Genomic DNA, 25404 nt, shown 5'->3' with positions numbered 1-25404 from the left:
AAGGGATCGGAGTACCGCTTGCCTGCTGCCATCTGTGCCGTGGTTGTCACCTACAACAGCGCCTCGACCCTGGAGGACTGCCTGCTGCGCCTGCGCGCCGCTGACGGCATCAGCCAGATCCGGGTGGTGGACAACGGCTCGGTCGATGCCAGCGTGGCCATCGCCCAGCGCCATGCCGCGGCCGATGCGCGGGTGCGCTTCATTGCCAATGCCGACAACCCGGGTTTTGCCGCGGCCAACAACCAGGGTGTGGCCGATGGCAGTGCGCCGTGGCTGGCCTTCATCAACCCGGACCTGATGGTGGAGGCCGATACCCTGGCCGCGCTGGTGGCACGTGGCCAGGCGCTGGGGGACTGCATCCTGGGTGTGGAACAGGTCGATGTGCACGGCCGGCCGGACCCGGCGGTGCGCCGGCGCGATCCGGATTTTGCCGCGATGCTGCGCAATCCACGCAGCGGCATGCAGCTGGCGCTGCCGGCCGACCCGGCGCAGGCCCTGCAGCCGGTGCCGGCGCTGTCCGGTGCCCTGCTGCTGATGCCGCGCGGCCTGTTTGACCGCCTCGATGGCTGGGATGCCGGCTACCGCCTGCATGCCGAAGACCTGGACCTGTGCCGGCGTGCGCGCCAGGCCGGGGCCACCATCGCCATCGCCAATGACCTGCAGGTGGTGCATGTGCGCGGGGTCTCCAGCCGCTCGCGCCCGTTCTTCGTGGAGTGGCACAAGCACCGCGGCCTGTGGCGCTATTTCCAGCGCTTTGAAGCACCCTCGCGCGGCCCGCTGCTGCGCGCGGCGGTGTGGGGTGCGATCTGGGCCCATGCCCTGTTGCTGGTGCCAAAGATCGCGCTCAAACGTTGAGCTGCGGCTCACACTGCCGGGCAAACGTGCCGGGCATAATGCCGGCATGATCATCCAATCCCTGCTCGACACCGACCTGTACAAGTTCACGATGATGCAGGCGGTGCTGCACCAGTACCCCAGCGCGATCGTCCAGTATCGCTTCAAATGTCGCAACCCGGGCATTGAACTGGCCCGTTACATCGACCAGATCAGCGCAGAAATCGATCACCTGTGCAGCCTGCGCTTTTCCGACGAAGAGCTGGAGTACATGCGCTCGCTGCGCTACATCAAGGCTGATTTCGTCGACTTCCTCGGCCTGTTCCGGCTGGATCGCAAGTACATCAGCCTGCGTCCCTCGGCCAGCGTGCCCGGCGAGATCGAACTGGACATCACCGGCCCGTGGCTGCACACCATCCTGTTCGAAGTGCCGCTGCTGGCGATCATCAACGAGGTCTGGTTCCGCAACACCAGTGAAGCGGACTTTGCCGAAGGCGAGCGCCGGCTGGCGGCCAAGACCGCCCTGCTGCGCGATGCACCGGGCTTCGAGAACTGCCGCATTGCCGATTACGGCAGCCGCCGCCGCTACTCGCGTGCCTGGCACGGGCACATGCTGCCGCTGATCCGCCAGCAGCTGGGCAGCCAGTTCGTGGGCACCTCCAACGTGCATTTCGCCCGCATCTACGGCATGACCCCGCACGGCACCATGGCCCATGAGTGGCTGCAGGCCTTCCAGGCCCTGGGCCCGCGCCTGATCGATTCGCAATCGGTGGCGCTGGAGAGCTGGGCCCGCGAATACCGTGGCGACCTGGGCATCGCGCTGTCGGACGTGGTCGGGCTGGAGGCCTTCCTGCGTGATTTCGACATGTACTTCTGCAAGTTGTTTGATGGCATCCGCCATGATTCGGGCGACCCCTTCAGCTGGGGCGACCGCATCATCGAGCACCTCAAGGCCAACCGCTCCGATCCGCTGAGCAAGGTACTGGTGTTCAGCGATGGCCTGAACATCGCCAAGGTGATGGAGCTGTATGACTACTTCCGTGGCCGCAGCCAGGTGGCTTTCGGGGTGGGTACCCACCTGACCAATGACCTCGGCCCGACCCCGCTGAACATCGTGATCAAGATGATCCGCTGCAATGGCCAGCCGGTGGCCAAGCTGTCCGATTCGCCGGGCAAGAGCATGTGCGATGACCCCGGCTATCTGGCCTACCTGCGCCAGGTGTTCAACCTGCCTGCCGAGCCGGCGGCCTGAAATACGGCCGGCGCTGCCATAGCGCCGGCCTTGTCCTGTTCCACTTTTTTGGATGTCCCGATGAAAAATCCCGTGATGTGCCTGCTTGGCGCCAGTGTGCTGCTGGCCGTTGCCAGCCCCCCGGCTGCTGCCGGCAACTGGCGCGAACGCCTGCAGTCCATCGCTGCGGCTACCGCGGCCTCGCCGGTTGCCAGTCAGGCGCTGTCCAACAGCGAAGTGGCGGCCGGCCTGAAGGAGGCCCTGGCCAGCGGTGCGACCAAGGCGGTCAACCAGCTGGGCCGTACCGATGGTTTCTGGGCATCGAGCCAGTATCGCATCGGCCTGCCGGCCAGCCTGGCCCGTTATGAAACCGCGGCGCGCCAGTTCGGCCAGGGCGAGCGTGTGGATGCCTTCCAGCTCAGCCTCAACCGCGCCGCGGAAGCGGCTGTGCCGGTGGCGGCCGAACTGCTGGGCGAGTCGATCCGCAACATGAGCCTGGCCGATGCCCAGGCCCTGCTGGCCGGTGGCGATGATGCCGCCACCCAGTATTTCCGCCGCACCTCCGGCAGCGCCCTGCGTGCACGCTTCCTGCCGCTGGTCAGCCAGCAGACCGACCAGGTCGGGGTGACCAAGCGCTACAAGGAGCTGACCTCGGCCAGCAACGGGCGTGCGGCCGGCCTGGCCGCCCTGGCCAACCAGCTGGGTGTGGGCAGCGGCATCGATGCCAATGCGCTGGATCTGGACGGTTATGTCACCGACCGCGCGCTGGAGGCCCTGTTCACCGCAATGGCCGAGCAGGAAAAGCAGATCCGGCATGACCCGGCCGCGCGCAGCAGTGAGTTGCTGCGCAAGGTGTTTGCCCGCTGAGCAGGGCAGGTTGATCCGGGCAGGCCTGGCGCCTGCACCGGATCGCTGGCGATGGTTACCGGCTTACTCCAGCGCGTAGCGCAGGGTGAACAGGGCGGCCACCAGCCACACCGCCGGGTGCACGTCGCGCCACTTGCCGGTGCCGGCCTTGAGCACGGCATAGGCGATGAAGCCGAAGGCCAGGCCATTGGCGATGGAATAGGTGAAGGGCATGGCCAGCGCACACAGCGCGGCCGGCACCGCCTCGGTCAGCTCCTGCCAGTCCACTTCCACCAGCTCGCGCAGCATCAGCCCGGCCACGTACAGCAGAGCCGGGGCGGTGGCATACGGTGGCACCATTGCAGCCAGCGGCGAGAACAGCAGGGCGGCCAGGAACAGGGCGGCAATCACCAGCGCGGTCAGGCCGGTACGGCCACCGGCTTCCACCCCCGAGCTGCTCTCGGCAAAAGCCGTGGTCGAGCTGGTGCCCAGCACCGCACCCACGGTGATCGCACCGCTGTCGGCGAACAGGGCGCGGCCGAAGCGCTTGTCGCCATTGGGCAGCTTGAGCAGGCCGGCGCGGCTGGCCACCCCGTACAGGGTGCCGGTGGCATCGAACACTTCCACCAGCACGAACACCAGCACCACGTGCAGCAGCACCGACCAGGTGGCGCCGTCCTCCCAGTGCAGCAGGCCGGCCAGGTCCAGCTGGCCGAAGGTCGGCGCCAGCGAGGGCGGCAGGGACATCAGCCCCTGCCACTGCACCAGGCCCATGGCCCAGGCAATGGCAGTGATGCCCAGGATGCCGATCAGGATCGCCCCGCGCACCCGGCGGGCCTCCAGGATCGCGATCAGCAGGAAGCCGCCCAGGGCCAGCAGCGGCTCGGGGCTGTCCATCGGCCCGAGCCGGACCAGGGTGTCGGCATCGCCGATGACCACGCTGGATTTCTGCAGCGCGATGATGGCCAGGAACAGGCCGATGCCGGCCACGATGGCGCTGCGCAGCGAGGGCGGGATGCCGGCCACCAGCCACTGGCGCACGCCGGTCAGCGACAGGATCAGGAACACGATGCCGGAGATCAGCACCGCAGCCAGCGCCTGCTGCCAGGGCAGCCCGGCCGCGCCGACCACGGTGAAGGCGAAGAAGGCATTCAGGCCCATGCCAGGGGCCATGCCGACCGGGTAGTTGGCCAGCAGGCCGATGATGGCAGAACCCAGCGCGGCGGCCAGGCAGGTGGCCACGAACACCGCGCCCGGGTCCATGCCGGTGGTGCCGAGGATGGCCGGGTTGACGAAGACGATGTAGGACATCGTCAGGAAGGTGGTCATCCCGGCCAGCAGTTCGGTGCGTACCGAGGTGCCGTGGGCGGAGAGTTGGAACAGGCGTTCGGGCAGGGACATGGTTTTTTCACTGCAGTCTGGAGAGCCCCGGGCGGTGCTGCCGGGCAGGGGCTGGAAACGACACCGGCCGCCAAGGGCAGCCGGTGAAGTGGAACATGGGCGAGGTCAACGCCGTGCGGGCACGCTGGCTCAGGCCATCAGTGCGTCGTAAATGGCCTTGATCCGCTGCAGGCTGACGCCGTGCTGCTGTTCCCGTGCCAGCGGGTGATCACCCTCCAGGACCACGGTCGGCAGCTGCCCAGGGGCATGGAAGTGCAGGTGCACGGGCAGGCCGTCGGTATCCTCGAAGCAGGGCACGTCGGTGGCCAGCTTGCCCGGCATCGGCGGCTGCTTGCTGGCCGTTTCCCACAGCTCGGCCGCACGGTCGAACTGCAGCTCGGTCACCTCGGCCCAGACACCCCAGGTGAAGGTGTGCTGTGGCGCATCGGTGACGGCGATCTGCAGATGCGCGCGCAGGAAGAAACGCGCGTCATCGATCACGCACTGGTCGCTGCCCAGCTCCAGCCGCTCTTCCCGCTCGGCCGCCGGAATGGACTCGGCGGCCAGCGGTGCACGCGCACCGTAGCCAAACGGCAGCTCGCCATGGGCCTGGTTACAGGTGGCGCATGCACTGGCCATGGCTTACTTCAGGGCCTTGAAGCGCAGACGCTTCGGACCGGCATCGTCGCCCAGGCGACGCTTCTTGTCCTCTTCGTACTCGCGGTAGTTGCCCTGGAAGAACTCCACGTGCGAATCGCCTTCGAAAGCGATGATGTGGGTGGCGATACGGTCCAGGAACCAGCGGTCATGCGAGATGACGAAGGTGTTGCCCGGGAACTCCAGCAGTGCATCTTCCAGCGCACGCAGGGTTTCGATGTCCAGGTCGTTGGACGGTTCGTCCAGCAGCAGCACGTTGCCACCCTGCAGCAGGGTCTTGGCCATGTGCAGGCGGCCACGCTCACCACCGGACAGCGAGCCGACCATCTTCTGCTGGTCCTGGCCCTTGAAGTTGAAGCGGCCGATGTAGGCACGCGACTGGATCTCGACACCGTTGATGTTGAGGATGTCCAGGCCACCGGAAATTTCCTGGAAGACGTTGTGGTTGCCTTCCAGCTTGTCGCGGCTCTGGTCCACGTAGGACAGCTGCACGGTCGGGCCAACCACAATCTCGCCGGAATCCGGCTTTTCCTGCCCGGTGATCATCTTGAACAGGGTCGACTTACCGGCACCGTTCGGGCCGATGATGCCCACGATCGCACCCGGCGGGATGATCATGGACAGGTTGTCGATCAGCAGGCGGTCGCCGAACTTCTTGGTGACGTTCTTGAACTCCATCACCGAGTTGCCCAGGCGCTCGCCCGGCGGGATGAAGATTTCGTTGGTCTCGTTGCGCTTCTGGTAGTCAACGCTCTGCAGCTCTTCCAGGCGGGCCAGACGCGCCTTGCCCTTGGTGCGGCCACCCTTGGCGTTCTGGCGCGACCACTCCAGTTCCTTCTGGATCGCCTTCTGGCGGGCCTTTTCCTGGTTGTCTTCCTGCTTCAGGCGCTCGTCCTTCTGCATCAGCCACTCGGTGTAGTTGCCCTTCCACGGAATGCCGCGGCCGCGGTCCAGTTCCAGGATCCACTCGGCGGCGTTGTCCAGGAAGTAGCGGTCATGGGTGACGGCCACCACGGTGCCGGTGTAGCGGTGCAGGAACTGCTCCAGCCACTCCACCGACTCGGCGTCCAGGTGGTTGGTCGGTTCGTCGAGCAGCAGCATGTCCGGCTTCTGCAGCAGCAGGCGGCACAGGGCGACGCGGCGCTTTTCACCGCCGGACAGGTTGCCGATCACCGCATCCCACGGCGGCAGGCGCAGCGCATCGGCGGCCACGTCCAGCTGGTTTTCCAGGGTGTGGGCATCGCCGGCAGCCAGGATGGCTTCCAGGCGTTCCTGTTCCTTGGCCAGCGCATCGAAATCGGCGCCTTCCTCGGCATAGGCGTCATAGATGCGGTCCAGCGCGGCCTGTGCCTGCAGCACGTCGCCCACGCCTTCTTCCACGGCCTGGCGCACGGTGTGCTCCGGGTTCAGTTCCGGCTCCTGGGCCAGGTAGCCGACCTTGATGCCGGCCTGCGGACGGGCCTCGCCCTCGAAATCGGTATCCACGCCGGCCATGATCTTCAGGACCGTGGACTTGCCGGCGCCGTTCAGGCCGAGCAGGCCGATCTTGGCGCCCGGGAAGAAGCTCAGCGAGATGTCCTTGATGATCTGCCGCTTGGGCGGAACCACCTTGGACACGCGGTTCATGGTGTAGATGTATTGGCCAGACATGGCGTCTCCGTAAGCGCACGCCGGCACCCGTCCCGGGGATCGGGCAGGCTCAGCGCAGGAAAATTCAACCTCTGATTATAGCTGTTCCGCGCCGCTTGCCTGAAGGTTTTGAGACCTCCAGCTTGCCGCAAGGTGAACGAAAACGGCCCCGCCCCGGCAGGGTACTTCCCCGGTTCAGTTGTTTTGCGCAATAACGTCAGCACACCCACCCATCAGGTCCTGACCATGAAGATGACCTCCCTAGCCGTAGCAACCCTGAGTGCCGTGCTGGCCCTGGGCATGGCTGCCCCGGCTGCCCAGGCCGCCGGTGACCGCGACGACCGTCGTGGCCACCATGGCTGGGATGACCGGGGTCGCGGCCACGACCGCGGCCGTGGCCATGAGCGCCGCGATGACCGTCGCCATTACTCGGCCGGTTACCGCGAGGGCTACCGTGACGCCCGCCGCAACGATTACTACGCCCCGCCGCGCGCGGTCTACCGCAACGGCCCGCCGCCGCACGGCTGGGCGCGCGGTCACGACTACCGCCGCGGCTATCGTGGCCCGGTCTATGTGGTCAACGATTACAGCCGCTATGACCTGCGCCGCCCGCCGCGTGGCCACCACTGGATCCGCGATGACCGCGGCAACATGCTGCTGGTCGCCGTGGCCACCGGCATCATCGCCGACCTGCTCCTGCATCATTGAGCCGTGGCAGCGGCGTAGTTACAAGCCAACAGGGCGCCCTCGGGCGCCCTGTCCGGTTTTGGCGGCAGGCAAGTGGATCCTGGCTGGGCAAAGGTGACCTTCGGCCAGCGAGGCGGGCAGCCGCAACGGCTACAATGGGCACTTGAGCATCCTCACCCTCCGGAGCAGCTGATGTACTCGCGTGACGTATCCATTGCCGCCTACGATCCTGAACTGGCCAAGGCCATTACCGCTGAATGCCAGCGCCAGGAAGACCATGTCGAACTGATCGCCAGCGAGAACTACACCAGCCCGGCGGTGATGGAGGCCCAGGGCAGCCAGCTGACCAACAAGTACGCCGAAGGCTATCCGGCCAAGCGCTACTACGGCGGTTGTGAATACGTGGACGTGGCCGAGCAGCTGGCCATTGACCGCCTCAAGCAGCTGTTCGGTGCCGATTACGCCAACGTGCAGCCGCATTCGGGCTCGCAGGCCAACCAGGCCGTGTACTTCGGCCTGCTGCAGGCCGGTGACACCATCCTGGGCATGAGCCTGGCCCACGGCGGCCACCTGACCCACGGCGCCAAGGTCAATGCCTCGGGCAAGCTGTTCAACGCCATCCAGTACGGCGTCAACGAAGCCGGCCTGATCGATTACGACGAAGTCGAAGCCCTGGCCGTCGAGCACCAGCCGAAGATGATCGTGGCCGGCTTCTCGGCCTATTCGCAGGTCGTGGACTGGGCCCGTTTCCGTGCCATTGCCGACAAGGTCGGTGCCTATCTGTTCGTGGACATGGCCCATGTGGCCGGCCTGGTGGCCGCCGGTGTCTATCCGACCCCGGTGCCGCATGCCCACGTGGTCACCTCGACCACCCACAAGACCCTGCGCGGTCCGCGCGGCGGCATCATCATCGCCAGCCAGGCTGGCGCCGGTGACAAGTTCGAAGAGATCGCCAAGAAGCTGCAGTCGGTGGTGTTCCCGGGCATCCAGGGCGGCCCGCTGATGCACGTCATCGCGGCCAAGGCCGTGGCCTTCAAGGAAGCGCTGGAGCCGGGCTTCACCGCCTACCAGCAGCAGGTGGTCAAGAACGCCAAGGTCATGGCCGACACCCTCATTGCCCGTGGTTACAAGATCGTCTCCGGCGGCACCCAGAACCATCTTATGCTGGTGGACATGATCGGCAAGGATGTGTCCGGCAAGGATGCTGAAGCCGCTCTTGGCCAGGCCCACATCACCGTGAACAAGAACTCGGTGCCCAACGACCCGCGTTCGCCGTTCGTGACCTCGGGCCTGCGCCTGGGCACCCCGGCCATCACCACCCGTGGTTACGTGGAAGCGGACTGCGTGGAACTGGCCAACTGGATTGCCGACGTGCTCGATGCCCCGGCCGATGAAACCGTGATCGCCCGCGTGCGCGAGGCGGTTTCGGCCCAGTGCAAGAAGTACCCGGTCTACGGTTGATCCGTGACCTGCGTCCCGTCGCCTGACTGGGCCGGCAGCCTCTACAAGGGGCTGTCGCTGGTCACGGCGGGGCTGAGCCTGCCGATCATCGCGGTGACCGTGGTGTTCGGCGGGTTGCCCATGCTGGCCGAATTTCCATCACCGCTGTCATGGTGGTTCCTGTCGGTGTTTGGCCTGGTGCTGTCCGGCTGGTTGGCGTGGTACCGGCTGACGGTGGCCTTCTGGCGCCACGGCAGCGCCGGCCTGCGCGATGCAGCGCGGGTCTGGTGGTGGCTGCTGCAGTTGGCCATCCTTTGTTCGCTGTGGTTCTTCCTTGCCGAGGCGGTATCGACCTTGCGGGAGGGCCGGGCAAACATCATTGTGTATGGCGTGCTGACGGCCCAGCTGTCATCGCTGTACCTGCTGTATCTGCGTTACCGGACACGCTGATCGTCGCGCACCATCCCCGGTAGGAGTTCCTTCGCATGCATTGCCTGTTCTGCCAGCACACCGATACCCGCGTGATCGACTCGCGCGTCTCCGAAGATGGCGCCACCATCCGCCGGCGCCGTGTCTGCGAGGCCTGTGGCGAGCGCTTTTCCACCCTGGAAACGGTGGAGCTGAAGCTGCCGCCGGTGATCAAGAGCGATGGCGTGCGCGAGGCCTTCGACGCACGCAAGCTGCGCACCAGCTTTGACCGCGCGCTGCAGAAGCGCTCGGTGGCCGAGGAGCAGGTTGAAGCGGCGGTGCGCGCGGTGATTCACCGCATCCGCATGGGCGGCGAGCGCGAGATTCCCTCGATCAAGGTCGGCGAACTGGTGATGGACGAGCTGCGCAAGCTCGACCATGTCGGCTATGTGCGTTTTGCCTCGGTCTATCGCTCCTTCCAGGACGTGGCCGACTTCCGCAATGCCATTGCCACCCTGGAAGGTGATGCCGGCGATGCTGGCGACAAGAAATGACCGGCGTGTTTTCGGCCGCTGACCATGCGCACATGGCGCGAGCCCTGCTGCTGGCCGAGCGCGCCCGTTTCACCGCCCATCCCAACCCGGTGGTGGGCTGTGTCATTGCCCACGCTGACAAGGTGGTGGGTGAGGGCTTTCATATCCGCGCCGGTGGCCCGCACGCCGAGGTGCATGCCCTGCGCATGGCCGGTGAGCAGGCCCGTGGCGCCACCGCCTATGTGACCCTGGAGCCGTGTGCGCATTACGGGCGTACACCGCCGTGCGCGCTGGCCTTGATCCAGGCCGGTGTGGCACGGGTGGTCTGCGCCCTGGGCGACCCGTTCGAGCAGGTGGCAGGCGGTGGTTTTGCCTTGCTGCGCGAGGCCGGGATCACGGTGGAGGTCGGCCTGATGGCCGCCGCTGCGCGTGAGCTCAATATCGGCTTTCTGACCCGCATCGAGCAGGGCCGGCCGTTCGTGCGGATCAAGCTGGCATCCAGCCTGGATGGGCGCACGGCCATGGCCGATGGCACTTCACAGTGGATTACCGGTGCCGCCGCGCGCGCCGATGTGCAGCAATGGCGCGCCCGCGCCGGGGCGGTGCTGACCGGTGCCGGCACAGTGCTGGCTGATGATCCGCGCATGGATGTGCGCCTGCCGCCCGAGGTGGATGTGGCCGGCAGCCTGCGCGTGGTGCTGGATGCCTCGCTGCGTTCGCTGGCAAAGGTGGCTATCCGCAGTGGCAACACCCCGACCCTGTACCTGCATGCGCCGCACGCAGACGTGCCGGCCGGTGACTGGGGCCAGGCCCAGTTCGCCGCGGTGGCGCTGGGCAGTGATGGCCGGCCGGACTTGCAGGCAGTGATGAAGGCATTGGCCGGGCGTGGCATCAACGAAGTGCATGTGGAGGCCGGCGCGCAGCTGTGCGGCGCGCTGGTTGCGGCCGGTCTGTGTGACGAGCTGTTGCTCTATCAGGCCATGACCCTGATGGGCGATGAGGCCCGGCCCTTGCTGTCCGGCCTGGGCATCCAGGCCATGGAACAGCAGCGACGGCTGCACCTGCATGAGGTGCTGATGGTCGGAGCCGACCTGCGCCTGCGCCTGCGCCCGCAAGGCTGAAGCGCAGACAGCAAAACGGGCCCCGCAGGGCCCGTCCATCACGGCGGAGAGAGCGCCGCCGAGGTGGCTTTAGAAGCTGGCGCGCACGCCAACCGAATACTGGGTCACATCGCCGATCCAGTTGATGTCGCCGACCAGGCCCCAGGTCGGGTTGAACTTGAACTGGCCGCCGAGGCTGCCGACAAATTCGCTGTCCATGTCGCTGCCGTCCATCGCGCCGGCCTTGACCCAGGCTTCGGTACGCGCAGACGGGGTGCCACGCAGGCCCAGGCTGACGCGGCCGGCATTGAGTGCGTCGCTTTCGCGCGCGCTGTAGCCCATGTAGCTGGCTTTGATGGTCAGGTCCAGACGTACATAGGCCGCTTCAGCCAGGAAGTCGACGCGATCGCTCATCGGCATGTGCCAGCCCAGGCCCAGTTCGTACTGGTCCAGATCGCCTTCCAGCTTGATGCCGTAGGCCGACTCGCTGTCCGAAACACGGGTAAAGCCGCCGAACACGTAGGTGGCGCCGGTCAGGGCATAGCTGCCGCGCAGGTAGCCGCCATTGGCCTTGAGGGTGCTGAAATCATCGCCCTGGTCCAGCTCGGCGCGGGTCAGGCCGGCTTCGGCGTAGGTGTAGCTCAGGGCGTCATTGGCATGGGCAGCCAGCGGGCAGGCGGCCAGCAGGGCGGCCACGATCAGGGTCTTGCGCATTGCAGTTCCTTGTAGGGGGAAGATCCATTTGGCCCGGCCATCCTCGGCCGGGAAACCCGAACCTCATGTTCGAGTGGTGCGCATTATCGTGAAATGCATCACAAATGTTAAGTGGGCCGCCAGTCCGCCCCCAAACAACAACGGGCCGCGCAGGGCCCGTCGTCATTGCGGTGCTGTGTGCAATCAGAAGCGGGCGCGCACGCCGGTGGTGTACTGGGTGAAGTCACCGGTCCACTCGGCCTGGCTGACGATGCCCCAGGTCGGGGTCAGGTTGAATTGGCCTCCCAGGGTGCCGACGAATTCACCGTCGATGCGGTTGCCATCCAGCACGCCGGCCTTGATCCAGGCTTCGGTGCGGGCGCTGGGTTTGCCGCGCAGGCCGATGGTGATGCGGCCGGCATTGACGCTGTCTTCCCAGCGGCCGTTGAGGTGCTCGTAGCCACTGCCGGTGGGGAAACCGCTGAGCTTTTCGCTCTGCGCCAGGCGTACCCAGGCCAGGTCGGTGGTGAAGTGCACACGCTCGCTCAGGGCCATCTGCCAGCCACCGCCCACGGCCAGTTCGTCGATGTCGATCTTGCCGCTGACCACACCGGCCGAGGTGCTGTCGGCCACCCGGCTGTAGCTGGCAAAGGCATGGAAGCTGTCATTGATGGCCCAGGCGCCGCGCAGGTAGGCACCGTTGAGCTTGAGGCTGCCAAAGTCATTGGCATCGGCATCCAGGTGGGTGTAGCCGGCTTCGGCATAGGTGTAGTTGACCGGGCTGGCGGCACGGGCGGTGAGCGGTGCGGTGGCCAGCATGGCCAGGGCAATCAGGGACAGACGCATGGGTTTTCCTTCAGGCAAAAACTCGCCCGTCGCAGGGCCTGGGAGGCGTCACGGACAAGGGGCAAGGTGGGAGTGGGGGCGCATTGTATTTATTCATCAAGGTGAATGTGGTGACACGGGTTATACTTCGGCGTGTTGGCCTGGCCGACACCACACAAACGTCTTCAGGGCGGGGTGCAATTCCCCACCGGCGGTAGGGGTCGCAAGACCCGAGCCCGCGAGCGCATCCGGCCTGCCGGATGGTCAGCAGATCCGGTCCGATGCCGGAGCCGACGGTCACAGTCCGGATGAAAGAAGATGGCTTTTCCTCCCTGCATGGGGAGGTTTGCCTGTTTGCCTTGCGGCGTTTTTCGCTCGACTTTTTGCGGAGAACGTTTTGTTTACAGGAATCATTGAAGGCGTCGGCAGCATTGCCCGGCGCGAAGCGATCGGCGGCGATGTCCGCTTCCACATCCATGTCGGCAGCCTGCCGTTTGATGCCGTCGCCCTGGGCGAGAGCATCGCGGTCAACGGCGTGTGCCTGACCGTGATTGCCTTTGACAGCAGCAGCTTCCAGGCCGATGCCTCCACCGAAACCCTGGGCCTGACCACCCTGGGCCAGTTGGCCGAAGGCGCGCAGGTCAACCTGGAGCGGGCGATGCGCCCGTCCGACCGCTTTGGCGGGCATATCGTCAGCGGCCATGTCGATGGCGTGGGCACGGTGGAAGCGATCAGCGAAGACGCGCGCGCGCTGCGCTGGCGCTTTGCCGCCCCGGCCGCGCTGCTGCGCTATGTGGCCAAGAAGGGCTCGATCTGTGTGGATGGCGTCAGCCTGACCGTCAATGCCGTGGATGACGCCGGTTTCGAGGTCGCCCTGATCCCGCACACCGTGTCGCACACCGCTTTTGCCCACACCGGTGTCGGTGATGCGGTGAACCTGGAAATCGATGTGATCGCCCGCTACGCCGAACGCCTGATGGGCGCTGGAGACAACGCATGAACTTCGCCCCGATCCCCGAACTGCTGGAAGAAATCCGTCTCGGCCGCATGGTGGTCATCGTCGATGACGAGGACCGCGAGAACGAAGGCGATCTGATCATGGCCGCCGAGCTGGTCAAGCCGGCCGACATCAATTTCATGGTCACCCACGCCCGTGGCCTGGTCTGCCTGTCGGTCACCCGCGAGCGCACCGGCCAGCTTGGCCTGGCGCCGATGGTGAGCAACAACACCGCGCAGTTCCATACCAATTTCACCGTGAGCATTGAAGCTGCCGAAGGCGTGACCACCGGCATTTCGGCCTACGACCGCGCCCACACCATCCGCACTGCGGTGCGCCCGGATGCCAAGCCGGCTGATCTGACCCAGCCGGGCCATATCTTCCCGCTCACCGCCCAGCCGGGCGGGGTGCTGACCCGCGCCGGGCATACCGAGGCGGCCAGTGACCTGCCGCGTCTGGCCGGGCTGGAGCCGGCCGGTGTGCTGGTGGAAATCCTCAATGCCGACGGCACCATGGCGCGCCGTCCGGAGCTGGAGGTGTTCGCCCGCGAGCACGGCCTGAAGATGGGCTCCATCGCCGACCTGATCGCCTGGCGCCTGGCCAACGAGCACACCGTGGAGCGGGTGGACGAGCGCGCCATCGATACCGAGTTCGGTGCTTTCAACCTGATCACCTACCGTGACCGCATTGCCCACGACCTGCACTTCGCCCTGGTCCGTGGCACCCCGGACAAGGACACCCCGACCCTGGTCCGGGTGCAGGTGGAAAACCCGCTGGCCGACCTGCTGCACTGGCGCCGGGATGACTTCGGCGTGGCCGCCACCGATGCCCTGCGTGCGATCGACGCCGCCGGCAGCGGGGTGATGGTGGTGCTCAGCGCGCCGCGTGATTCGGCCAGCCTGCTGGCCCGCCTGCGCGCCGAGCCGGGCCCGGCCGGCAACAGCAAGGATGTGGGCCAGTGGCGGCGCAATGGTGCTGGCGCGCAGATCCTGGCCGACCTCGGTCTGGGCAAGCTGCGGGTGCTGGGCACCCCGCGCCGGCAGGTCGGTCTGGCCGGTTATGGCCTGGAAATTGTCGAAACTGTCGCTTTGCCGGCCCCGTGAGGGCCGGCGCTCAGCAAGACCGCGCTAAACTTACCCACCTTTTGTGTCCCCAGACCCCATGAGCCATTACGAAGGCGACCTTCGCGCCCCCGCCAATGCCCGCTTTGCGATCATCGCTGCGCGCTGGAACGCCCGTATTACCGACGTGCTGGTCACCGGCGCGCGTGAGTGTCTGGCCGCCAACGGCATCGATGCCGCCGCGGTGGATGTGATCCGTGTTCCCGGTGCATGGGAAGTGGCCCTGGCCGCCGAGCGCGTTGCCGGCGCCGGCAGCCATGCCGCGGTGATCGCGCTGGGCTGCGTGGTGCGCGGTGATACCCGCCACTACGAGCATGTGGCCGACCGTTGTGCCGAAGCGCTGATGCGCACCCAGCTGGACCACCGCCTGCCGGTGACCAACGGGGTGCTGGCGGTGGAGCGCTACGAGGATGCCGAGGCACGCGCCGGCGGCAGCCATGGCAACAAGGGAGAAGAGTGCGCCCTGGCGGCGCTGGAAATGGTCAATTTGCTGGAGAAGCTCCCATGAACACCCCCAAGAACGGCAAGCCGTCGGGCAAGCCGGTACGCCGCGATGGCGTGGACCCGGTGCTGCGTTCGCGCGCCCGCCGTCGTGCCCTGCAGGCGATCTACGCCTGGCAGATTTCCGGCGGCAACGCCCAGACCCTGCTGGCCCAGTTCGCCCACGAGCAGGCTCACGAAGTGGCCGACCTGGCCTATTTCGAGGCCCTGGTCCACGGTGTGCTGGACAACCGTCGTGAGCTCGATGAAGCCCTGGCCCCGTTCGTGGACCGTGGTGACATGGAAGCGGTCGATGCGATCGAACGCGCCGTGCTGCGCGTGGCTGCCTATGAGCTGCGCTACCGCGTGGACGTGCCGTACCGCGTGGTGATCAACGAAGCGATCGAAACCGCCAAGCGTTTCGGTTCCGAGCATGGCCACACCTATGTCAACGGTGTGCTGGACCATGCCGCGCTGGAATGGCGCAAGGCCGAATCCGGCCGTTGATCCGTGCGGGCAGGCACCTTGCGGTGCATTGCCCTTGCAGCGCCGGGGCCGTGATGGTTCCGGCGTTGTTGTATCTGCCGTACTGCCGATGGGTGCCTGCCGATGAGTCTGGACGAGTTTTCGCTGATTGAGCGCATCGCGGCGCGTACCGCCGCCCGCGCCGACGTGCTTCTGGGCATCGGTGATGACTGCGCCCTGTTGGCCCCGCCGCCCGGCCAAGTGCTGGCGGTCACCGCCGACACCCTCAATGCCGGGGTGCATTTCCCGGCTGAAACCCCAGCCTTCGACATCGGTTGGAAAACCCTGGCGGTGAACCTGTCCGACCTGGCCGCAATGGGCGCGCAACCGGCCTGGTGCACCCTGGCCGTGTCCTTGCCGCACAGTCAGGCGGCCTGGCTGGACGCCTTTGCCGACGGCCTGTTCGCCCTGGCCGACCGGGCCGGGATCACCCTGGTCGGTGGCGATACCACGCGTGGCCCGCTGTCGCTGTCGGTCACCGCAATGGGCTGGGTGCCTGCCGGGCAGGCCCTGCGCCGTGACCTGGCCCGCGCCGGTGACGAAGTCTGGGTCAGCGGGGTGCCCGGCGAGGCAGCGCTGGCCCTGCGCCTGTGGCAACAGGGGCAGCTGGATGTGGCCAGTGTGCAGGCCGATGCCGATCTGGAAGCAGTGCGCCTGCGCCTGTTGCAGCCCGCTCCCCGCAATGCCCTGGGCCTGGCCCTGCGCGGTATTGCCACGGCTGCGATCGACATCTCCGACGGCCTGAGTGCCGACCTGGGCCATGTCTGCCGTCGCAGCGGGTTGGCGGCGCATCTGCAGCTGGCCGATCTGCCGTCCTCGCCGGCCCTGCAGCAGCTGGCTCCCGGTGAGGCGGCGTGGCCGTTGCAGACGGCCGGTGGGGATGACTACGAATTGTGCTTCTGCGCCCCGGCCGCCGCCCACGCCCAAGTGCTGGCCGCTGCCGCCCAGGCCGCTGTCCCGGTCAGCTGCATTGGCCGGCTAGAGGCAGGCCATGGGGTGCACTGGGTCGATGGGAAGGGCGCGGCCTGGCATCCGTCACGGCCGGGTTATACCCATTTCTCCGGAGTGTGAGGGCCGTTCCATACTCTGCCGCATTGCGGCGTGAGCGGCTCCGTACGGCTTGGTAGGGTTTGCCTGCGTTCCCCACGGCGTGCAGCTCCCGTCCGGGATGGCTGCCAACGATCCTCGGAGAAACCCGCATGAAACGCAGCGTGCAACGGTTGCTGATGGCCGCCGTGACCTTTTCCGTCTGTGCCGGCGCTTGGGCCGGTGAGTACAGCAAGCGCTACGAGCGCATCGCCAGCTTCGATGGCACCGAACTCGGCGCCCTGGTGCTGGAGCCGAAGAACCAGGGCAATGGCCCGTTCCCGCTGGTGGTGATGCCGGCCAGCTGGTCGCTGCCCAACCTGGAATATCTGGGCCGGGCCAGCCAGATGGCCCAGGACGGCTATGTGGTGGTCAGCTACACCTCGCGTGGCTTCTGGGATTCGGCCGGCAAGATCGACGTGGCCGGCGCGGCCACGGTGGAGGATGTGTCCTCGGTGATCGACTGGGCCCTGGCCAACACCCGTTCCAACCCGCAGGCGATCGGCGCCTCGGGCATTTCCTACGGCGCCGGGGTGAGCCTGCTGGCGGCAGGGCGCGATCCGCGCATCAAGGCGGTCACCGCGCTCAGTGGCTGGGCTGACCTGGAGGCCTCGCTGTATGCCAACCAGACCCCGTCCAGGCAGGGCATCCTGCTGCTGGGTGGGGCCGGCGGCCTGACCGGACGCCCGGGCCCGGAGCTGTCGGCGGTGATCAGCAGGTCCCTGGTCGGTGATTTCCAGGGCGCGGTGGATGCGGTGATGCCGGTGGCCGCCGAGCGCGGCGCGGCCAGCGAACTGGCCAACATCAATGCCAACGGCACCGCCGTGCTGCTGGCCAATGCCTACAACGACGCGCTGTTTCCGCCCAGCCAGCTGACCGCCTTCTACAGCGGCCTGCGCGGTCCCAAGCAGATGCTGTTCAGCCAAGGCGACCATGCCACCGCCGAACTGACCGGCGCGCTGGGCCTGGACAACCAGGTCTACACCGCCGCCACCCGCTGGTTTGACCACCACCTCAAGGGTGCGGCCAACGGTGTGCCGGCCGAGCAGCCGGTACGCCTGTCCACTACCGGTGGGCAGTGGCTGGGCTATGCCAGCTGGGCGGCGGTACAGGCCAACCCCACGGTGTACGGGCTGACCAAGCCCAGCGGCCTGATCAGCCCGACCGGCAACCTGGCCAACGCCAATGCCACCGGCTGGAGCCACGGCATCCTGACCAATGTGGGGACGGTGTCCGAATCGGGTGTGGTGATGATCAGTGGCCTGTTCCAGGGCCTGGGCCTGCCGACCACCGCCTCGATTCCGCTGGTCAACCGCAGTGGTGCGGCGGTGTGGAGCACCCCTGCCCTGACCAGTGCGCGCGTGCTTGGCGGTGCGCCCAGCCTGCGCGTCACGGTGACCCCGAGCCAGCGCAATGTCTCGCTGTTTGCCTATCTGTACAGCGTCAATGCGCTGGGCGTGGGCGAGCTGCTCAGCTACAAGCCGGTGACCCTGCGTGATGTCACTGCCGGCCGCGCGCAGACGCTGGACATCGAAATGGAAGCGGCCGCGGCCGAGATCCCGGCCGGGCGCAAGCTGGTGCTGGTGATCGACACCAACGATGCGCGTTATGCCGACCGTACCAGCAGCTTCGGCTCGGTGAGCTTCTCCTCGCCGGCCAGTGCCCCGTCGCAACTGAAGGTGCCGATGCGATAACTCCGGTGGGTTGCCGCCGGCTCAGGCCGGCGGCAGGACCTTGCCCGGGTTGAGGATGCCGGCCGGGTCGAAGGCCTGCTTGATAGCCCGCATCAAGGCCAGGGTGGCCGGGTTGAAGGCATCGGCCATGAAGTCGCGCTTGGCCAGGCCGATGCCGTGCTCGCCGGACAGGGTGCCGCCCAGGGCCAGCACCAGGGCAAACACCTCCGGCAGGGCGGCGTGGGCGCGCTGGTTCTCCTCGGTATCGTCGGGGTGGTAGAGGATGTTGACGTGCAGGTTGCCGTTGCCGGCATGGCCGAAGGTGACGATGGGCAGCGCAAAGCGTGCCGACAGCGCCTGCACCCCGGCCACCAGCTCGGGGATGCGCGAGACCGGCACCACCACGTCTTCGTTGATCTTGCCCGGGGCAATGGTCTTCAGGGCCGGCGACAGGGCCCGGCGTGCGGCCCACAGGCGCTCACGCGCGATCCCGTCGGTGGCCACATCCATGTCCAGCAGGCCCTCGCCCTCGCAGGCCTTGCCCAGGGCGGCGAGCAGGCCGGGCAGGCTGTCGCTGTCGCCTTCCACATCCAGCAACAGCATCGCGCCGGCCTCGGGCACCTGGGCGCCATTGCCGCGCAGCAGTTCAAGGCTGCGCGCGTCGAGGAATTCGCACACGGTGGGTACCACCGGCTGGCCCATCAGGCGGGCCACGGCGGCAGCGGCACTGGCCGCATCGGCATAGAACACACGCAGCCCGGCGCGGTCGGCGGGCAGTGGCTGCAGGCGCAGGGTGGCTTCCACGATCACCGCCAGGGTGCCTTCGCTGCCGACCAGCAGGTGGGTCAGGTCATAGCCGGTGGCATCCTTGGTCCATGGCCCGCCGCAGACAATCAGCTCGCCGTTGGCGGTGACGGCCTTCAGGCCGAGCACGTTGTCACGGGTGGTGCCGTATTTCACCGCCCGCGGGCCGCCGGCATTGGTGGCCAGGTTGCCGCCGATGCTGCAGATCTCGAAGCTGGACGGGTCCGGTGCCCAGAACAGGCCGTGTGCCTGCAGTGCCTGTTGCAGGGTGCCGTTGAGTACCCCGGGCTGGACGATGGCGCAGCGGTCGGCCGGGCGGATGGCCAGGATGCTGTCCATGCGTGCCAGCGACAGGGCCACGCTGCCCGGGGTCGGTACGGCCGCGCCGGTGGTGCCGGTGCCGGTACCGCGCGGTACCACGGCCACACCGTGGCGCTGACAGCAGCGCAGGGCGGCCTGCACCTGTTCGATATTGGTCGGGCTGATCACCGCCAGCGGCAGCTGCTGGCGCCAGGAGTTGTCACCGGCATGGGCCTGCAGGCTGGCCGGGCGGCAATCCAGTGCATCGCCGAGGGCGGCATGCAGGTCGGCAAGAAAGGCGGCGGGCAACTCGGACATGGCGGGGCTCAGTAATCGTCGGCGCGGAAGGCATCACGCAGCCACTGCAGTTGTGGCGGCTGGCCATCGGCCAGCACCACATCGAAGCGGCAAGGGGCTTGCGCGTACTGCGGATGGCCGGCCAGCCAGCCGGTGGCGGCGCGGACCACACGCCGGCACTTGTGGGCGTCTATGGAATCCAGGGCGCCGCCAAAGGCGGCGCTGCTGCGCTGACGGACCTCGACAAAGACGAGGGTGTCGCCGTCGAGCATGACCAGGTCCAGTTCGCCGGCGCGGCTGCGCGCATTGCGCGCCAGCAGCTGCAGGCCGGCCCTGCGCAGCAGGTTCAGCGCGGTGGTTTCGGCCGCCGCGCCACGTTGCAGGTGCTCAGCGGCCATCCATGATCGGCTGGCTGTGCCCGCCGCTGAAGGTGGACCAGCTAGGGCGGCGCAACACCTGGCCGCTGCCGTCCAGGTACAGCAGGCCGGTGGCGGCCGGCAGGCCCTGGTCGGTGCTGGTGGCCAGGTGCGGCAGGTAGGCGCTGATCTTCCAGGCATCAAAGCCGAAGGCGAGCAGGCGCGCAGCGCCACCGCGGGCGGTAGGCAGGCGGCCGGCCAGTTCGCTGGCGGCCGGCAGGCCGGCGACGCCATGGCTGGCCCAGCGCTCGGTAGGGAAGGCGATACCGTCCAGGGCCTGGTCTTCTTCGGCTTTGCCGGTGCCGGAGGTCAGCTGCGAACTGCCCACGCGGGTAGCGCCGCCCAGACCGGCCAGGGCCAGCTGCGGGGCCAGGGCGCGCGCCTGCGGGCCACGCACGGCCAGGAACACGCCATCAACCCCGGCCGGCAGCTGGCTGCCGATGTTGGTCGGGCTGTCACTGACGGCGATGCTGGCGGCCACCTGGCCACCACGCTGCTTGAACTGGTTGGCGAAAGCGGCCGCGGCGCGGCGGCCGTTGTCATCACTGCTGTGGATGACCGCCACATTGCGGCGTTCGCGCGCCAGCAGGTATTCGGCGGCCATCAGGCCGTCATCTTCCGGCGCCAGGGAGAAGGCCAGGTGGCCGGCCGGCGGCAGGGTGCGGCCATGGTTGAGCGCCTGCACCGGTACCGGCAGCTGGCTGCGCGCGAACAGGGCATCGACCTCGTCACGTCCCAGTGGGCCGATCACGTAATCAGCGCCGGCAGCCACGGCCTTGTCATAGGCGCTCAGGGCGCCGGCGGCGGTGCCGGCGGTATCGATGAACTGCAGTTCCGGGCGGCGGCGGTGTTCGGCGTAGTAACCGGCCAGCAGGCCGTCACGGACCGGGCCGGCGGCAGTGGCCAGCTGGCCACTGAGCGGCAACAGCACGGCGATATGGGCCGGCGGCCGGTAACCGTCGCGTTCGGCCGCCGCGCGCTGGCTGAAATCGGGCAGGCTGGCCGGGTCCAGCTGCAACGGCCGCGGCAGGCTCAGGCCGCGCGCAATCAGTGCGCGGCCAGCCAGGTTGTAGAAGCTGTCATCGGCGGCCAGGGCGGCGCTGCGGTTGCGCAGGGTGGTGTCATCGACGCGGGCCAGCAGGCGCTGGATATCGGCCTGGGCGGTATCGCGCGCGGCGCCGCTGAGCAGGGGCAGGGCGCGGTGCAGGCTGGCGGCGGCAGCAAACAGGTCGCCCTGCGCTTCCTGGGCGGCGGCGCTGGTCTGCAGCCACGGTGCCTGCAGCGGGGCGTGCACGGCCTGGGGGCTGGCCAGCAGGCTCAGGGCCTGGGCCGGCTGGTTGGCGGCCAGCGCGGCAATGGCCTGCAGCAGCTGGTAGCGCTGCTGGCTGGCGCCGGCAAGCTGGCGCGGGTTGACCTGGGTGAGCAGGGACTGCGCGCGCGCGCTGTCGCCGGCCAGGTGCCAGCCCCATGCGGCATCGGCCAGGGTCTGGTTGCGTGCCGCACCGCGCAGGCTGCCGGCCAGGGTCTCCAGGGCAATGGCCGCTTCGCGCGGCTGGCCACCATCGAGCTGTGCCAGGGCCGCACTCTGGGCCGGGCTGGCCGACGGGGTGGTGGCCGTGGTGGCACAGCCGGCCAGCAGGGCCAGGCTGATGGACAGGGCGGACAACCGCAGGGTGGCGTTTTTCATCTCGAGGTCCATTGCGCGGATGCGCCGCAGGGTGGAGGCAAGGAAGCGGTAGGATTCTAACCCTGACCATGACAAAGCCGTCTTATCAAGATGTCCACCGCTACGCTGTATGTGATCGCTACCCCGATCGGCAACCTGGCCGATCTGTCTGACCGTGCCCGGGACACCCTGCGCGCGGTTGCAGCGGTCTGTGCCGAAGACACCCGCCATACCCGCCCGTTGCTGGCCCATTACGGCATCGACAAGCCCTTGGTCGCCCTGCATGACCACAACGAGGAGGCCATCGCCGACAAGGTGGTGGCCCGCCTGCTGGCCGGCGAATCGCTGGCCCTGGTGTCCGATGCCGGCACCCCGCTGGTGTCCGACCCGGGCTTCAAGCTGGTGCGCGCGGCACGTGCGGCCGGGATCAAGGTCAGCCCGGTGCCCGGCGCCTGTGCGGCGATTGCTGCCTTGAGTGTGGCCGGCCTGCCCAGCGACCGGTTTGCCTTCGAGGGTTTCCTGCCGGCCAAGTCCAGTGGCCGCCGCGAGCGCCTGTCGCGTCTGGCCGGGGCCACGGCGACCCTGGTGTTCTACGAATCCTCGCACCGGATCGAGGAATCGCTGGCCGACATGGTGGCCGTGTTCGGTGCTGACCGCCCGGCGGTGCTGGCGCGCGAGTTGACCAAGTTGTTCGAGACCGTGCTCGACGGTGACCTGGCCGGCCTGCTGGCCCAGGTGCAGGCCGACCCCAACCAGCGCAAGGGCGAGTTTGTGGTGATGGTGCAGGGCGCCGGCGATGACCAGGCCGCGCAGATTGCCGAAGGCCGCCGCCTGTACGCCAAGCTCAATGAGCACCTGCCGCCCTCCACTGCGGCCAAGCTGGCCGCCGAACTCAGCGGCGCCCCGCGCAAGGCCCTGTATGGCCAGGCGGCTGATCAGGGCGCATGAGCCGGGAAACGGTGGCCGAGCTGAGCTGGCGCGCCGACAGCGCCCTGGCCCTGCAGGCCCAGCTCGGGCTGGAAAGCCTGCCTGCCACCCAGGCCGCGCTGCTGGACAAGAAGCCGCGCGAGCGCTGGTTGATGGCGGCCTGGCTGGCGGTCAATGCCGGCCAGCTGGCCTACCCGCTGCGGGTGCACAGCAGCGAACGTCCGGATTTTTTGCTCTCCGCGCCGGGCCTGGCCATTGGCGTGGAGTGCATGGAAGTGGTGCCGGAGGAGCTCAAGCGCCTGCAGACCCAGCTGCGCGAGATCAACTCCGGCTGGGTGCGGCCGGTGCTGGCCCCGGGTGAACACGACTGGGACTGGTCCAACCCGATGCTGCAACGCCTGCTCGCCCCGCGTGGTGGCCGCCCCGGCTATGACAGTGAGGACCCCGAAGGCCTGTGGCTGGCGGTGATGCGCTGGGCAGTGGCCAAGAAGCGCGAGGTGATCGCCCGCGAGGGTTTCAACCGCCAGCCACGCAATGTCCTGCTGCTGCATGACAACTGGCCGTTGCCGGCCCTGCCGTGTGCGCCGCTGGACCAAGGGGGTGCGGCACGCCACTGGCAACAGCGGGTGGCACTGTTGCATCAACAGCTGCTGGCGCAGGACGCCTTCGCCGACTGGCAGCAGGTGGCGATCGTGCATCCCCAGGTGGTGTGGAGTCTGCAGGCCGATGGTGCTCGTGCGGTCGAGCGTGCCTGATCGGCTGATTGCAGTGGCAGACAGTCAAAGCGGCTGCTGACATGCGACAATACACACTGGCGGAGCCGGCCAGACAGTCGCGTCATCCTTTCTAAGGGTGCCGAGGAAAGTCCGGGCTCCACAGGGCAAGGTGCCAGGTAACGCCTGGGCGGCGCAAGCCGACGGAAAGTGCAACAGAAAGATACCGCCGAACGCTCCTGCCGCTGCGGGTACTTGCCGGACGAATGTCCGGCCAAGTTTTCCGCACAACCGCAAGGTTGAGGCAGGAGGCGTGGCAAGGGTGAAATGGTGCGGTAAGAGCGCACCGCGAGTCTGGCAACAGACCGGTACGGCAAACCCCACCTGGAGCAAGACCAAATAGGGATCCATTGGCGTGGCCCGCGCTGGATCCGGGTAGGTTGCTTGAGCGTCACGGTGACGTGGCGCCTAGAGGAATGACTGTCCACGACAGAACCCGGCTTATCGGCCGGCTCCGCCTCCTGTTTCCAACGCCCCGGCATTGCCGGGGCGTTTTTTGTTGGCCGGTGCCGGCTCAGGCCTGGGTGAATGCCCCGTGGCCATCAAAATGCCAGTGGCTCTGGCCCAGGTACAGGCCATCGCTGCCGTAGCGGCGTTCGATCAGCCAGCCGGCCCCGGCCTGGTCGATGGCCACCACGGTGCTGGCGCGGGTGCCGTAGTGCTGGCCACGGATGAACACCGGGCCGAGCTGGCGTTCCAGGTCCAGGCCGATGCCGGTGTCGGGCAGCTGTGCATCGGCCGGTACGTGCTCATCGGCCAGGGCCTGCCACAGCGGGTCGTGGTCATCGCTGCCGCTGGCCAGCCAATCCTGCAGGGCCAGACGCAGGTGTTCGCTCTTCGGCCAGGGTGCACCGAGGCCGGCATTGGACAGGCCGTGTACCCCGGCCGGCAGGGATGCCTGCCGCAGCGGGTGGTTGCCCAGGTAGTGGCAACCGGTGGCATCGGCCAGCAGCAGGTTGAACGGGGCGTAGGGCCAGGCCTGGCTGGCCAGTACCTGGCTGTGGCTGGCCGCGCTGGCGCCCTGCTGCAGGAAGCCGGCCACCAGGGCGCCACGCGAGGGCCCGGTCTGGGCGGCCTGCGGGTCGCGCACATTGGTCAGCACCGCCAGCCGGCCGTGGCCATCGGTGGCCAGCCAGCTGCCGCCGGCGCGCAGGTCGCGCCCGCCCAGCAACGGGGCATCTGTCCACGACGCGGCTGCCGCGGTGGGGCGTGGGTGGAATTCATCGCGGTTGCCGATCAACAGCAAGCGCCATCGCGGGTGGGCCTGCCAGGCCATTGCCAGTACGCACATCGCGGCAGTGTCGCCGTTTGCGCATGGCCCGGCCAGAGGCGTCCGGGCCGAAGTGGCTGGCGCAGGTTGGTCTTCACGCGCCGTGCATGGGCCTGAACTTCTGTGAAATTTGGAAAGGGCTGCGGAAACAGCAACTTGTGGATAAGCCTTGAACAAGTCTCTAAAGATTGTTGCAAACCATTGATCGGGAAAGTGATTTGCCCTTGGAAAAGTTGTTGACAAGGGGAGGGGCGCTGCTAAGGTGGGCAACAGCGGGAATTCCGGGTTTTTTGTGGGTTTTCGTGGTTCAATAATTCATTGAAAAAACACAGGCAGGCAGAGCAATCGTGTTCCAGGGTGAGACCGCCATCACTGTTGACGACAAGGGGCGCATGACGGTTCCCACCGTCCAGCGTGAGCTTGTGGCGTCGGCGTGTGGCAACCGTCTGGTCCTGACCTACAACCCCTTCGAGCGCGGCTGCCTGTGGCTGTACCGCCCCGATGCGTGGGAGAAGGTGCGCGATGACCTGCTGGCCCGCCCCAACATGAGCAAGACCGTGCGCACCCTGCAGCAGAAGCTGGTGGGTTCGGCGGCCCACCTGGAGCTGGACGGCAATGGTCGTATCACGCTGCCCCCCAGCCACCGCAGTGCGGTGGGCATCGAGAAGAAAGCGGTGCTGATGGGAATGGGCGACAAATTTGAACTGTGGAGCGAGCAGGCGCATCGCGCGCTGATCGACCAGACGCTGGATGACGGCGACCTGGGCGATGACCTGCTCGACCTGAGACTGTGAACCAGGGGGCCG

The 25404-nt window shown here is 67.5% G+C and carries 26 protein-coding genes, 1 other RNA gene and 1 riboswitch; of the genes, 18 read left to right on the top strand and 9 right to left on the bottom strand.

Translation table 11 applies throughout. From position 1 onward, the window contains the following. Positions 1-18 precede the first annotated feature (18 nt). The 3 genes from ABB30_RS10920 to ABB30_RS10910 are packed head-to-tail and all read left to right on the top strand — an operon-like array spanning position 19 to position 2932. A complete protein-coding gene (locus tag ABB30_RS10920) occupies positions 19-855 on the top strand; it encodes a glycosyltransferase family 2 protein (RefSeq protein WP_057638342.1) in 837 nt (278 codons plus the stop codon). 46 nt (positions 856-901) lie between these two features. Then, positions 902-2086 (top strand): nicotinate phosphoribosyltransferase, encoded by a 1185-nt coding sequence (gene pncB, locus ABB30_RS10915; RefSeq protein WP_057638341.1) that lies wholly within the window; start codon positions 902-904, stop codon positions 2084-2086. Between the two features lie 60 nt (positions 2087-2146). After that, entirely contained in the window at positions 2147-2932 is a 786-nt protein-coding gene (locus ABB30_RS10910) for a DUF4197 domain-containing protein (RefSeq protein ID WP_057638340.1), read from the top strand. A gap of 63 nt (positions 2933-2995) precedes the next feature. Here ABB30_RS10910 and ABB30_RS10905 read toward each other — a convergent pair whose 3' ends face one another. The 3 genes from ABB30_RS10905 to ettA form a co-directional block, all read right to left on the bottom strand. Then, complete coding sequence (locus tag ABB30_RS10905; RefSeq protein ID WP_057638339.1) at positions 2996-4312, bottom strand: NCS2 family permease; 1317 nt, start codon at positions 4310-4312, stop codon at positions 2996-2998. A 129-nt stretch (positions 4313-4441) separates the two neighbouring features. Continuing rightward, entirely contained in the window at positions 4442-4930 is a 489-nt protein-coding gene (locus tag ABB30_RS10900) for a DUF2199 domain-containing protein (RefSeq protein ID WP_057638338.1), read from the bottom strand. A 3-nt stretch (positions 4931-4933) separates the two neighbouring features. Further along, complete coding sequence (gene ettA, locus ABB30_RS10895; RefSeq protein WP_057638337.1) at positions 4934-6598, bottom strand: energy-dependent translational throttle protein EttA; 1665 nt, start codon at positions 6596-6598, stop codon at positions 4934-4936. Between the two features lie 225 nt (positions 6599-6823). On the opposite strand from ettA, the gene ABB30_RS10890 reads away from it, so the two are divergent. The 5 genes from ABB30_RS10890 to ribD all read left to right on the top strand — a co-directional run bounded on the left by ABB30_RS10890 (position 6824) and on the right by ribD (position 10766). Next, entirely contained in the window at positions 6824-7285 is a 462-nt protein-coding gene (locus ABB30_RS10890; RefSeq protein ID WP_057638336.1) for an RcnB family protein, read from the top strand. A 171-nt stretch (positions 7286-7456) separates the two neighbouring features. Continuing rightward, entirely contained in the window at positions 7457-8725 is a 1269-nt protein-coding gene (gene glyA / locus ABB30_RS10885) for a serine hydroxymethyltransferase (RefSeq protein WP_057638335.1), read from the top strand. A gap of 3 nt (positions 8726-8728) precedes the next feature. Then, positions 8729-9154, top strand: a complete 426-nt coding sequence (locus ABB30_RS10880; protein ID WP_057638334.1) for a hypothetical protein — start codon at positions 8729-8731, stop codon at positions 9152-9154. Between the two features lie 35 nt (positions 9155-9189). Continuing rightward, positions 9190-9666 carry a transcriptional regulator NrdR gene (gene nrdR, locus ABB30_RS10875; protein ID WP_057638333.1) on the top strand — a complete coding sequence of 159 codons (477 nt, stop codon included), beginning with the start codon at positions 9190-9192 and terminating at the stop codon, positions 9664-9666. Next, positions 9663-10766, top strand: a complete 1104-nt coding sequence (gene ribD, locus ABB30_RS10870; RefSeq protein WP_057638332.1) for a bifunctional diaminohydroxyphosphoribosylaminopyrimidine deaminase/5-amino-6-(5-phosphoribosylamino)uracil reductase RibD — start codon at positions 9663-9665, stop codon at positions 10764-10766. Before nrdR ends, ribD begins: the two co-directional genes overlap by 4 nt. 69 nt (positions 10767-10835) lie before the next feature. Here ribD and ABB30_RS10865 read toward each other — a convergent pair whose 3' ends face one another. Together ABB30_RS10865 and ABB30_RS10860 are read right to left on the bottom strand one after the other, a co-directional pair. Further along, positions 10836-11459 carry an outer membrane beta-barrel protein gene (locus ABB30_RS10865; protein WP_057638331.1) on the bottom strand — a complete coding sequence of 208 codons (624 nt, stop codon included), beginning with the start codon at positions 11457-11459 and terminating at the stop codon, positions 10836-10838. A 183-nt stretch (positions 11460-11642) separates the two neighbouring features. Next, the gene (locus ABB30_RS10860) at positions 11643-12284 is read right to left on the bottom strand and encodes a hypothetical protein (RefSeq protein ID WP_057638330.1); all 642 of its coding nucleotides are present in this window, start codon (positions 12282-12284) and stop codon (positions 11643-11645) included. Positions 12285-12440: 156 nt separating this feature from the next. Then, a riboswitch (FMN riboswitch) is annotated at positions 12441-12587 on the top strand. 73 nt (positions 12588-12660) lie between these two features. Between ABB30_RS10860 and ABB30_RS10855 the strand changes: the two genes are divergently transcribed. From ABB30_RS10855 to ABB30_RS10830, 6 genes are all read left to right on the top strand, one after another. After that, on the top strand, positions 12661-13263 hold the full coding sequence (locus ABB30_RS10855) for a riboflavin synthase (RefSeq protein WP_057638329.1): 603 nt from the start codon (positions 12661-12663) through the stop codon (positions 13261-13263). After that, positions 13260-14363, top strand: coding sequence for a 3,4-dihydroxy-2-butanone-4-phosphate synthase (ribB, locus tag ABB30_RS10850; protein WP_057638328.1), 1104 nt, complete (start codon positions 13260-13262; stop codon positions 14361-14363). Before ABB30_RS10855 ends, ribB begins: the two co-directional genes overlap by 4 nt. 58 nt (positions 14364-14421) lie before the next feature. Beyond that, positions 14422-14889 (top strand): 6,7-dimethyl-8-ribityllumazine synthase, encoded by a 468-nt coding sequence (ribH, locus tag ABB30_RS10845; protein ID WP_057638327.1) that lies wholly within the window; start codon positions 14422-14424, stop codon positions 14887-14889. Next, the gene (gene nusB / locus ABB30_RS10840) at positions 14886-15368 is read left to right on the top strand and encodes a transcription antitermination factor NusB (RefSeq protein WP_057638326.1); all 483 of its coding nucleotides are present in this window, start codon (positions 14886-14888) and stop codon (positions 15366-15368) included. The genes ribH and nusB overlap by 4 nt, the downstream gene beginning before the upstream one ends. A gap of 108 nt (positions 15369-15476) precedes the next feature. Next, on the top strand, positions 15477-16457 hold the full coding sequence (thiL, locus tag ABB30_RS10835) for a thiamine-phosphate kinase (protein ID WP_057638360.1): 981 nt from the start codon (positions 15477-15479) through the stop codon (positions 16455-16457). 128 nt (positions 16458-16585) lie between these two features. Further along, positions 16586-18166: a CocE/NonD family hydrolase gene (locus ABB30_RS10830; RefSeq protein WP_057638325.1), complete on the top strand. Its 1581-nt coding sequence runs from the start codon at positions 16586-16588 to the stop codon at positions 18164-18166. Positions 18167-18187: 21 nt separating this feature from the next. Here ABB30_RS10830 and ABB30_RS10825 read toward each other — a convergent pair whose 3' ends face one another. From ABB30_RS10825 to ABB30_RS10815, 3 genes are read right to left on the bottom strand one after another with little or no spacing between them, the layout of a single operon-like run. Then, a complete protein-coding gene (locus tag ABB30_RS10825; RefSeq protein ID WP_152980705.1) occupies positions 18188-19567 on the bottom strand; it encodes an FAD-binding oxidoreductase in 1380 nt (459 codons plus the stop codon). A gap of 8 nt (positions 19568-19575) precedes the next feature. Next, entirely contained in the window at positions 19576-19944 is a 369-nt protein-coding gene (locus ABB30_RS10820; protein WP_057638323.1) for a YraN family protein, read from the bottom strand. Next, positions 19934-21649 carry a penicillin-binding protein activator gene (locus tag ABB30_RS10815; RefSeq protein WP_057638359.1) on the bottom strand — a complete coding sequence of 572 codons (1716 nt, stop codon included), beginning with the start codon at positions 21647-21649 and terminating at the stop codon, positions 19934-19936. The genes ABB30_RS10820 and ABB30_RS10815 overlap by 11 nt, the downstream gene beginning before the upstream one ends. A 90-nt stretch (positions 21650-21739) precedes the next feature. On the opposite strand from ABB30_RS10815, the gene rsmI reads away from it, so the two are divergent. The 3 genes from rsmI to rnpB all read left to right on the top strand — a co-directional run bounded on the left by rsmI (position 21740) and on the right by rnpB (position 23788). Beyond that, positions 21740-22576 carry a 16S rRNA (cytidine(1402)-2'-O)-methyltransferase gene (gene rsmI / locus ABB30_RS10810; protein ID WP_057638322.1) on the top strand — a complete coding sequence of 279 codons (837 nt, stop codon included), beginning with the start codon at positions 21740-21742 and terminating at the stop codon, positions 22574-22576. Further along, on the top strand, positions 22573-23310 hold the full coding sequence (locus ABB30_RS10805) for a hypothetical protein (protein WP_057638321.1): 738 nt from the start codon (positions 22573-22575) through the stop codon (positions 23308-23310). Before rsmI ends, ABB30_RS10805 begins: the two co-directional genes overlap by 4 nt. Positions 23311-23371: 61 nt before the next feature. Continuing rightward, positions 23372-23788: RNase P RNA component class A (gene rnpB / locus ABB30_RS10990), an RNA gene on the top strand. A 54-nt stretch (positions 23789-23842) separates the two neighbouring features. Here the strand turns inward: rnpB and ABB30_RS10800 are convergent. Then, positions 23843-24619 carry an NRDE family protein gene (locus tag ABB30_RS10800; RefSeq protein ID WP_057638320.1) on the bottom strand — a complete coding sequence of 259 codons (777 nt, stop codon included), beginning with the start codon at positions 24617-24619 and terminating at the stop codon, positions 23843-23845. A gap of 326 nt (positions 24620-24945) precedes the next feature. On the opposite strand from ABB30_RS10800, the gene mraZ reads away from it, so the two are divergent. Continuing rightward, a complete protein-coding gene (gene mraZ, locus ABB30_RS10795) occupies positions 24946-25392 on the top strand; it encodes a division/cell wall cluster transcriptional repressor MraZ (protein WP_057638319.1) in 447 nt (148 codons plus the stop codon). The last annotated feature ends 12 nt before the right edge of the window (positions 25393-25404 follow it).

The sequence above is a fragment of the Stenotrophomonas ginsengisoli genome (assembly GCF_001431485.1).
GTDB classification, from domain to species: domain Bacteria; phylum Pseudomonadota; class Gammaproteobacteria; order Xanthomonadales; family Xanthomonadaceae; genus Stenotrophomonas; species Stenotrophomonas ginsengisoli.
Note: the sequence above shows the minus strand (reverse complement) of the source record. Positions and strands in the feature narration are given on the sequence as shown.

Bases quoted from the DNA above. Each gene is read 5' to 3' on its own strand.
- ABB30_RS10905 (WP_057638339.1), bottom strand. From the start codon at position 4,312: ATGTCCCTGCCCGAACGCCTGTTCCAACTCTCCGCCCACGGCACCTCG.
- ABB30_RS10815 (WP_057638359.1), bottom strand. From the start codon at position 21,649: ATGAAAAACGCCACCCTGCGGTTGTCCGCCCTGTCCATCAGCCTGGCC.
- ribB (WP_057638328.1), top strand. From the start codon at position 13,260: ATGAACTTCGCCCCGATCCCCGAACTGCTGGAAGAAATCCGTCTCGGC.
- nrdR (WP_057638333.1), top strand. From the start codon at position 9,190: ATGCATTGCCTGTTCTGCCAGCACACCGATACCCGCGTGATCGACTCG.
- ABB30_RS10800 (WP_057638320.1), bottom strand. From the start codon at position 24,619: ATGTGCGTACTGGCAATGGCCTGGCAGGCCCACCCGCGATGGCGCTTG.
- ABB30_RS10900 (WP_057638338.1), bottom strand. From the start codon at position 4,930: ATGGCCAGTGCATGCGCCACCTGTAACCAGGCCCATGGCGAGCTGCCG.
- ettA (WP_057638337.1), bottom strand. From the start codon at position 6,598: ATGTCTGGCCAATACATCTACACCATGAACCGCGTGTCCAAGGTGGTT.
- ABB30_RS10910 (WP_057638340.1), top strand. From the start codon at position 2,147: ATGAAAAATCCCGTGATGTGCCTGCTTGGCGCCAGTGTGCTGCTGGCC.
- nusB (WP_057638326.1), top strand. From the start codon at position 14,886: ATGAACACCCCCAAGAACGGCAAGCCGTCGGGCAAGCCGGTACGCCGC.
- ABB30_RS10805 (WP_057638321.1), top strand. From the start codon at position 22,573: ATGAGCCGGGAAACGGTGGCCGAGCTGAGCTGGCGCGCCGACAGCGCC.
- ABB30_RS10865 (WP_057638331.1), bottom strand. From the start codon at position 11,459: ATGCGCAAGACCCTGATCGTGGCCGCCCTGCTGGCCGCCTGCCCGCTG.
- ABB30_RS10825 (WP_152980705.1), bottom strand. From the start codon at position 19,567: ATGTCCGAGTTGCCCGCCGCCTTTCTTGCCGACCTGCATGCCGCCCTC.
- ABB30_RS10890 (WP_057638336.1), top strand. From the start codon at position 6,824: ATGAAGATGACCTCCCTAGCCGTAGCAACCCTGAGTGCCGTGCTGGCC.
- glyA (WP_057638335.1), top strand. From the start codon at position 7,457: ATGTACTCGCGTGACGTATCCATTGCCGCCTACGATCCTGAACTGGCC.
- ribD (WP_057638332.1), top strand. From the start codon at position 9,663: ATGACCGGCGTGTTTTCGGCCGCTGACCATGCGCACATGGCGCGAGCC.
- rsmI (WP_057638322.1), top strand. From the start codon at position 21,740: ATGTCCACCGCTACGCTGTATGTGATCGCTACCCCGATCGGCAACCTG.
- ABB30_RS10860 (WP_057638330.1), bottom strand. From the start codon at position 12,284: ATGCGTCTGTCCCTGATTGCCCTGGCCATGCTGGCCACCGCACCGCTC.
- ABB30_RS10820 (WP_057638323.1), bottom strand. From the start codon at position 19,944: ATGGCCGCTGAGCACCTGCAACGTGGCGCGGCGGCCGAAACCACCGCG.
- ABB30_RS10830 (WP_057638325.1), top strand. From the start codon at position 16,586: ATGAAACGCAGCGTGCAACGGTTGCTGATGGCCGCCGTGACCTTTTCC.
- ribH (WP_057638327.1), top strand. From the start codon at position 14,422: ATGAGCCATTACGAAGGCGACCTTCGCGCCCCCGCCAATGCCCGCTTT.
- pncB (WP_057638341.1), top strand. From the start codon at position 902: ATGATCATCCAATCCCTGCTCGACACCGACCTGTACAAGTTCACGATG.